Origin of the sequence: Dialister sp. CAG:357, from assembly GCF_000435155.1 — a bacterium.
Classification (GTDB): domain Bacteria; phylum Bacillota; class Negativicutes; order Veillonellales; family Dialisteraceae; genus Dialister; species Dialister hominis.
Map to the genome: position 1 here is coordinate 1 of NZ_FR896360.1, position 8,166 is coordinate 8,166.

Annotated in this window: 7 protein-coding genes; 6 read left to right on the plus strand and 1 reads right to left on the minus strand. The window is 48.2% G+C overall.

From position 1 onward, the window contains the following. Positions 1-445 precede the first annotated feature (445 nt). The 6 genes from M3200_RS00830 to M3200_RS00855 all read left to right on the plus strand — a co-directional run bounded on the left by M3200_RS00830 (position 446) and on the right by M3200_RS00855 (position 6,963). Positions 446-1,330 carry a phosphate ABC transporter substrate-binding protein gene (locus M3200_RS00830; RefSeq protein ID WP_022381646.1) on the plus strand — a complete coding sequence of 295 codons (885 nt, stop codon included), beginning with the start codon at positions 446-448 and terminating at the stop codon, positions 1,328-1,330. 160 nt (positions 1,331-1,490) lie between these two features. Next, complete coding sequence (gene pstC, locus M3200_RS00835; RefSeq protein WP_022381647.1) at positions 1,491-2,402, plus strand: phosphate ABC transporter permease subunit PstC; 912 nt, start codon at positions 1,491-1,493, stop codon at positions 2,400-2,402. Further along, a complete protein-coding gene (gene pstA, locus M3200_RS00840) occupies positions 2,399-3,334 on the plus strand; it encodes a phosphate ABC transporter permease PstA (RefSeq protein ID WP_022381648.1) in 936 nt (311 codons plus the stop codon). The genes pstC and pstA overlap by 4 nt, the downstream gene beginning before the upstream one ends. Then, on the plus strand, positions 3,331-4,149 hold the full coding sequence (gene pstB, locus M3200_RS00845; protein ID WP_370797410.1) for a phosphate ABC transporter ATP-binding protein PstB: 819 nt from the start codon (positions 3,331-3,333) through the stop codon (positions 4,147-4,149). The genes pstA and pstB overlap by 4 nt, the downstream gene beginning before the upstream one ends. Positions 4,150-4,255: 106 nt before the next feature. Continuing rightward, positions 4,256-4,945 (plus strand): response regulator transcription factor, encoded by a 690-nt coding sequence (locus M3200_RS00850; protein ID WP_022381650.1) that lies wholly within the window; start codon positions 4,256-4,258, stop codon positions 4,943-4,945. Positions 4,946-4,995: 50 nt separating this feature from the next. Next, positions 4,996-6,963 carry a sensor histidine kinase gene (locus M3200_RS00855; protein WP_022381651.1) on the plus strand — a complete coding sequence of 656 codons (1,968 nt, stop codon included), beginning with the start codon at positions 4,996-4,998 and terminating at the stop codon, positions 6,961-6,963. A gap of 70 nt (positions 6,964-7,033) precedes the next feature. Here the strand turns inward: M3200_RS00855 and M3200_RS00860 are convergent, their stop codons facing one another. Beyond that, complete coding sequence (locus M3200_RS00860) at positions 7,034-7,606, minus strand: hypothetical protein (protein WP_022381652.1); 573 nt, start codon at positions 7,604-7,606, stop codon at positions 7,034-7,036. Positions 7,607-8,166 lie beyond the last annotated feature (560 nt).

Below are 8,166 nucleotides of genomic sequence, written 5' to 3' on the forward strand. Positions count from 1 at the left end.
AATTTTTACCAACACGTTTTGTCCTATAACCCTATATATTTGTGTTATCTGAAAACCACAAAGGATGCTTCGCCTTCTTAGAAACTGCTGTTTTCGGCGCATGCGCGCCACTTTCTCCTACGAAGACAGCTCTGCGAAACAACAAAAGGAATCAGTTCTTATTTGCTTTAAACTTATATAACTCCGCTCGAGAAAAGAGAAAAACAGCGTTTCAGCGGATTTTGTCACAGTCCCTCTTTACGTGGGAACAATGGAAAGGAGGGGAGAAAGGGATAAACACTGTACAGAGTAATAATTGTGTTCATTTGCTCGCTATTGTTTACATCCATTTTACAAAGTAGACGGAAATTAGACGCATCTCCCTCTTTGGTTTTTACAACCGTTCGATAAACTAAAAACATCACAAAACCATTAAAAACAGCAAGTCATTTCAAGGAGGATAAAAATGGAACTTAAAAAATGGATGGCACTGGCAGTATCTTCAGCAGCAATCGTAGCAGTCGCAGGCTGCGGCGGCGGAAACTCCGCACCGGCTAAGAGCGGCGCTGCTTCTGGAGCAAAGGTTACCGGTCAGGTCACTGTTTCCGGTTCTTCTGCACTTCTTCCGCTCGCGAAGGATGCAGCAGCAAAGTTCAAGACAAAGAACCCTGAAGTTTCCCTGACACTGAATGCAGGCGGCTCCGGCACAGGCCTGAAACAGGTTGCTGAAGGATCCGTAAACATCGGCATGTCTGACGTACCGGCTGAAACAAAGCTCCCGAAGGAAAAAGCAAAAGACCTGGTTGACCACAAGGTCGCTGTCCTGACCGTAGCACCGGTTGTCAACAAGGATGTCGCTGAAACTGTTAAGTCCCTGACCAAACAGCAGCTGCAGGACGTATTCACCGCTAAGGTAACCAACTGGAAAGATGTTGGCGGCCCAGATGAACCGATCGTCCTCGTAACCCGTCCGACCACTTCCGGCACCAGAGCACTCTTCACTGAACTGGCTCTCGGCGGCAAGGAAGAAGCTTCCAACAAGTCCCTGGAAACCGACGACTCCGGCACACTGATGCAGAGCGTTGCTCAGACCAAGGGCGCTATCGGATACGTAGCACTGTCCTACCTCGTCAACAATAAAGACGTTGCAGCAATCGCTATCGATGGCGTAGCTCCGACACTGGAAAACACCTACAACGGCACCTATCCGGTATACGGCTATGAACACATGTACACCAAGGGCGAAGCTAAAGACGCAGTCAAAGCTTTCCTTGCCTACATCCAGTCTGACGAATACGGCCATGAAATCGAAAAACAGGGCTACGGCGTAGCTTCCAAGATGAAGAAATAATCCAAGCCCTGGAAACACCTTACTGAAGAGTCATAAAACCGTACAGAACACAGAAGAGCGGCTGCACAAATGTGCGGCTGCCCTTCCTGTTTATAAAGAAAAATTCATTTATGTAAATTATTAATATAATAAAGGAAAGTTAAAGACAAAAGGAGTTCTTATGGATCAAAATATGCGGCAGCAGCACATGTTCCGCAGAGAATATTTCGGAAAGAGCCTCGCGGTCCTCTGCGGTATGTTCCTCATCGTGCTGACGATTGCTATCGGTGCCTTCCTTCTGGCGAAAGGGATGCTTACCTTTACCCAGTTCCATCATTCTATCGGAGAATTCCTCTTCTCATCCGCATGGAAACCATCAGATACAGAAATGGGCGGCGGCCAGGTCGGCGCAGCTATCTACATCTGGGGTTCCATCCTGACCTGTACACTGGCACTTGTCATTTCCGTACCATTCAGTCTGGCAACTGCCGTATTCATGACACAGATCGCACCGAAGCTCGGAGAAAGAATCATCCGTCCGGCTGTTGAAATCTTCGTCGGTATTCCATCTGTCGTTTATGGCTGGGTCGGCCTTGTCGTACTCGTTCCTCTCCTCCAGAGAATATTCGACCTGCCGCACGGCCAGTCCGTACTGGCAGCCGGCATCGTGCTCTCCGTCATGATTTACCCGACAATTACCTCGGTTTCCGCCGATGCGATCCGAAGTGTCAATAACAAATATGTAGAAGGCGCTTACGGACTTGGTTCGACACGCTGGCAGATGATTTACAAAGTCCTTCTCCCGGCTGCCCTCCCAGGCATCCTGACCGCTATCGTCCTCGGCCTTGCAAGAGCCTTCGGCGAAGCACTTGCGGTTTCCATGGTTATCGGCAAGATGAGAGCATTCCCGGACAGCCTCCTGGCTCCGACAAACTCTCTTACAGCAGCCATTGCTTCTGATATGGGCGGCGCAATGGACGGCGGGGAATTCAATGCAGCTCTCTGGTCCATGGCACTCCTGCTCTTTATCATTTCCCTTTTATTCATCCTTGTGATCCACCTGATCGCAGCTAGAAAGGAGAGAATCGCATGACAACCTCAGCCGCAGAAATTAGAGATCCGGCTTCCGAACTGCGCAAGGCAAGCGGTTCGCTTAAAAGAGCGCATCTGGCAGATCAGCTGGCAACAGGCGTATTCTATGTCGTATCCGGCGCATTCGTTTTACTTCTGATTTTCTTTACACTCTATGTAGTCTGGGGCGGCATTCAGGCTTTCAGACCTGAAATCTTCTCCTTTGAGGCAACAGGCATCGGTAATCAGTTCTTCAACACCGTATACCTCGTCGTTCTTTCCCTTCTGATTTCCTGCCCGATCGGAATCATGGCAGGCGTTTACATGGCAGAATATGCTCCGCCAGGACGCGCAAGCAGCGCTTTCCGCATCGCAATCGAAACACTTTCTTCCCTTCCTTCGATCGTCGTCGGCCTGTTTGGTTATCTGGTATTCATCATCATGGCAGGATCCCAGTGGAATCTGTTCTCCGGCGCGCTCGCCGCATCGATTCTTTCCCTGCCGCTCATTACTGCAACGACATACGATGCTTTCGTAGCACTCCCGAAAGGTTATAAAGAAGGCAGCCTGGCACTCGGAGCTACACACTTCGAAACAATCTGGAAAGTCATGCTTCCGGCGACTGTCGGACCGATTGTAACAGGTATCATCCTGGCAGCCGGCAGAGGCTTCGGCGAAGCAGCAGCTCTTCTTTACACAGCCGGCATGAGTACCGACATCAGCTGGCAGGTATGGGATATCACCTCTCCTGTATGCCCGCTCAACCCGTTCCGCCCCGGTGAAACACTTTCACTTCAGGTATGGGCAGCCCGCACAGAAGGCGTGGGAGCTTCCGCATCCGATACCGCAGCTGCAGCATCAGCAGTATTAATGGTCATGGTTCTTGTATTCAGCATCGGCGCCCGTCTGGTAAGCCGCTATGTGTCTAAAAAGACAGAAGGAGAAAATTCATAATGACAACTAATGAATCCTTAGCGCTGCGCGCCAATCAGGCAGCAGCAGAGATCTCAGTTTACAACAATATCAGTTTTTCCTGCAGCCATGTAGATCTCTACTACGGCGCTTTCCAGGCACTGAAGGACGTCAACCTGCGCATTGAAAAGAATCAGATTACCGCTCTCATCGGACCATCCGGCTGCGGCAAATCCACATTCCTGCGCACGCTGAACCGCATGAACGACCTCGTTCCGGGCTGCCGCGTAGAAGGGGATATCCTTCTCTCCGGCGTCAATGCATACACCGAAATCGATCCGATCGTTCTCCGTCGTCATGTAGGCATGGTATTCCAGCAGCCGAACCCGTTCCCGAAGAGCATTTATGACAACGTTGCTTACGGTCCGAGACTCAAAGGCATCACCAAGAAATCTGATCTTGATGAAGTCGTTGAAAAGAGCCTTCGCCAGGCAGCAATCTGGGACGAACTGAAAGACCGTCTCCATAAATCCGCACTCGGACTTTCCGGCGGCCAGCAGCAGCGTCTCTGCATCGCAAGAGCTCTTGCCGTTGAACCTGATGTCCTCCTGATGGACGAAGCAACATCCGCACTTGACCCGATTTCCACAGCTCACATTGAAGAACTGGCCGTCAAGCTGAAGGAAGAATACACGGTCATCATGGTTACACATAACATGCAGCAGGCACAGCGTATCGCCGACAAGACAGCTTTCTTCTACTTAGGGGAAATGGTTGAATATGGCAATACCGAGAAAATTTTTGAACATCCGGAAATGGAAAGAACACAGCGCTATATTTCCGGCAATTTCGGCTGATACTATGGTAGAATATAAGTAATGACGAACTGGCGGGTTCTATGACTTCGATCGGAAGGCATGGACCGCCGGCTTTCAGTATCTGTTATTTTACGAGGAGACGATTATGCCGTTAATTTACTGCGTAGAAGATGATGAAAGTATCAGGGAACTTGTCAGTTATGCCATGAGAGGGCAGGGATATAAAGTAGAGGGATTCGGCGATTCGGGCGAATTTTATGAAGCCGTCCAGAAGGACGTGCCCGATCTCATTCTGCTTGACATCATGCTCCCCGGAGAGGACGGACTTTCCATTCTGAAGAAAATCCGCAGCGCAGGCCCGCTGCAGAATGTTCCCGTCATCATGATGACAGCAAAAACTACTGAATTTGATATCGTGCAGGGACTCGATCTCGGCGCCGATGATTATGTAACAAAACCTTTTGGTATTATGGAACTCCTTTCCAGAATACGCTCTGTACTTAGAAGAACGAAAAAAGCGCTGGAAGCAGGGAGAAAACTTCTTACATACAGCAAGATTTCCGTCGATCAGGAGCAGCATATCGTAACTGTTGATGGAAAAGAAGTACAGCTCACATTAAAAGAATTTGACTTATTGTGCTATTTGATATTAAATAAAGGCATCGTTTTATCCCGCGACCAGATCATGCAGGCCGTTTGGGATTCACCCTTCGAGATGGAAAGCAGAACCATTGATATGCATATCATGAGTCTGCGCCAGAAACTCGGGAGCGAAGGCTCTGCCATCCGCACAGTAAGAGGTGTTGGCTACCGTCTGGGGGATCGAAAATCATAAGAAACCAGGAGAGATAAATGAGAGCAAGAGTATATAGGAGTCTCCTATCAATGGGGATTATTTCGGTACTGCTGACGTTCCTGCTGTCTGCCATTCTTTATTATCAGGGCATGCAGGACCAGTTCAGCCATGAAGTCGGTCATTTGACGGAAACAATGGCACAGGCATTATCGAAATCAGATGAAGCACGAAGTGAAGAGTACCTGGACCGCATGTTCAAGGAAAATCACGAGAAAATGCACATCGTATGGATGAACACAGATGGAACCGTTCTGTATGACAGCAAGCCTGATCCGGGAGGGGATTATCTGACGAATACTGTCGTTCAGGAAGCACTCGATAAAGGCAGCGCTTACGAAGTCCATAAGGAAGGCAACGATACGCCGAAGAACTATTATGCGACAATGGCTCCTGATGACACGATACTTCGTATATCCGTAGAAAGAGCGATTCCTTACAGGGGATTCTCCTCCTATTTACCTGAAATCATCGTATTCCTCCTTGTTTTCATGGTTGGATGCCTCGCGGCTGCCGAGAAGGAGACAGAAAAAATTCTCAGGCCGTTTCATCTTTTGGGAGATCTGGTCCAGCAGATCATGGAAGGCAGGCCCGCTCATAAGCTGCCTGACGATTACAAGGAACTCCAGCCTTTGATTGCAAAGGTGGAAGAACAGCACAACGATATAGAGAACTATCTGGAAGATATCGAGGAAGAAAGAAATACGATCCGCACTGTCGTCGATACGATTGCGGACGGCATTATCCTTTTGAATGAAGACAAGGAAATTGTCGATTACAACAAGACCGTCGAAGAACTCTTCGGACTGAAAGAAGACAAACGCTACAGAAGAATCGCAAGCCTTTATCATGACGAAGACTGGCTGCGCGCCATCGGCCGCGCATACCACGCTGAAGGACGCCAGGAATATACCATGACGCTTTTCGGCCGTCCTTACCGTATGGTCATGAATCATATCGAGCTGAATGATGACGAGGAGAAGGGCCTCCTGATCGTTCTGCGCGACCTGACAGCTGCATACACCGCAGAGAAGATGCGCCGCGAATTCTCTGCAAACGTTTCGCATGAACTGAAGACGCCACTGACATCCATCAGCGGCTTTGCTGAAATGATTGCAAACGGCATGTACCAGAAACCGGAAGACGTGCGTCTTTTCGGCAGCCGTATCATGAATGAGTCCCAGCGCATGCTGACGCTCATTGATACAATCATGCACCTTTCCAAGGTGGAAGAAACAGAAACAACGATTACATGGAAAACGGTATCCGTGGACAGCCTTGTCCGCTATGCCGCTGATCTCATCAAGCCGCAGGCAGATGCCAAAGGCGTGACGATCGACATTGATGCGCAGCCTCTCTATACCTATGGCAATCCTGCGCTTCTTTCCGAGCTCATCATGAACCTTCTGGACAACAGCGTAAAATACAACCACCAGGGCGGCCATATTTCCGTGCGCCTTGCACCGGAAGGCGAGGACAAGCTTACTATTTCCGTATCGGATAACGGCATAGGCATTCCGAAGGAAAAGCAGGGAAGAGTTTTCGAAAGATTCTACCGCGCCGACGAAAGCCGCACCAAGGCAACGGGTGGAAGCGGCCTGGGTCTTGCCATCTGCAAGCATATTGTCGAAAAACATAAGGGTACTTTGAACATCAGCAGTGTAGAAGGAGAAGGAACCACGGTTACCGCTATCCTCCCGCGCCTTTCTGATGCCGATGTGAACAAGGAAAACGCAGAAGCCCTTACTGCCAAGAAGGAAGCAGCCGACGCTGAGTCCGGGCGTCTGGCGGCACTGGAAGCAGAAGAAGATAAGGCAAGAGAAGAAGCAGCCAAGAAAGAAGAGTCAGAAAAGGCAGAGGCTCAAAAGAAAGACGAAGAAGCCAAATTCCACCATAAGGGAAAGAAGCTTAAAAAGAACAAGAAGTCAAAGAAGAAAAACTCTGACCATACAAAGGATGCACCGTCTAAAGAAGACGACGAATCCAAGAAAAAGAAATAAGACACTAAAAAACCATGGAGATCAAATGACCTTCATGGTTTTTTAATGCCTGAAAGAGGCTTATCAGAAATCAGGCATTCTTTGCTGCGTTGAACAGTCCTGTCTTCTTGTCGTATGCAAGAGTGTAGGTGGATTCACCATTTGCGTTCTTGCCGTGGAAGAGGATTGCTTTCTTTGATACTTCGAAAGAACCGGTTCCGTAAGTCTCCGGAAGAGAAGAAGTGGAAAAGGCAGTCTTGAAAGAGCCCTTGCTGTAAGCAACGATTGTCATGCCAAGGCCGTCTCCTGTATCAACCAGGTAGAAACGCTGCCCGTTGCCGTCATTGATAAGAGGCGTAACAGTGACTTTGGAATCCGTATAAGTCGCACCGTTCGTTCCAGTCTCGGTGACCGCCTTGACCGGAAGGGAAGAAAGCGTCAGTGAGTCGTCATAGCCTTCGGCTGAGAAAATCATGTCAGCCTTTCCGGAAGTTCCGCTTGTCAGGTTGATGTCCAGGCGCTGGGCTGAACTAAGAGAGGTGTGGAAAGCAGCTTCGCCTCCATTGACCGCCATGATGGAAGGCTCGCCCGTGATCCAGTTGGCAGAAGCGCCGGCCGTGAAGAGCATGGAGCAGATCGCTGCAGAGATCAGAATTTTTTTCATGAAACCAACTCCTTTCACAATGTCTTATCTCTATTATAGTTGAAAAAGAAGAAAAAAGAATGTCAAAATCAGTTCAAGGTGTAAAAACAAGGCCGGAAAGGCTGCTTTAGGGGATAAAAGAGTGGGAAATCGCAAGTAAATAGCAAAAAGATAAAGAAAATAAAGACGGTCTTAAAAAGAAACCTGGCTGATCATAAAGGCAGAAAAAGAATAATGGAGAGTAAATATAATTCACAACAGAAGAGGAATCAAATCATTTGTCATGCTTTAAAATATCTGTTAATGCAAATAGCATACTATTTATTAAGTTATAGTTATAATGGTATAGCAATAAAAGGGCAGCAGTAAATAAAATGACAAGAGGAGGCTAAAATGGTGTTTGACAGATAAATAGGCCGTTGCTATAATAATATAAGCTTAAGTCCGAGAGACAAAACAAGCAAAACTTGTGAGCTGATCGGATTCTGGCGAGATGTCATCGAAGCGAAAAACGCTTGTCAAAACCTTGAAAGAAATTTCAAAAAGACGTTTGACAAAAACGAAGACGCGTGATATGATAA

What these genes read in the sequence shown, in the direction of transcription:
- pstC (WP_022381647.1), top strand. Translation starts at nt 1,491, where the DNA reads ATGGATCAAAATATGCGGCAGCAGCACATGTTCCGCAGAGAATATTTC.
- M3200_RS00855 (WP_022381651.1), top strand. Translation starts at nt 4,996, where the DNA reads ATGGGGATTATTTCGGTACTGCTGACGTTCCTGCTGTCTGCCATTCTT.
- pstA (WP_022381648.1), top strand. Translation starts at nt 2,399, where the DNA reads ATGACAACCTCAGCCGCAGAAATTAGAGATCCGGCTTCCGAACTGCGC.
- M3200_RS00850 (WP_022381650.1), top strand. Translation starts at nt 4,256, where the DNA reads ATGCCGTTAATTTACTGCGTAGAAGATGATGAAAGTATCAGGGAACTT.
- M3200_RS00860 (WP_022381652.1), bottom strand. Translation starts at nt 7,606, where the DNA reads ATGAAAAAAATTCTGATCTCTGCAGCGATCTGCTCCATGCTCTTCACG.
- M3200_RS00830 (WP_022381646.1), top strand. Translation starts at nt 446, where the DNA reads ATGGAACTTAAAAAATGGATGGCACTGGCAGTATCTTCAGCAGCAATC.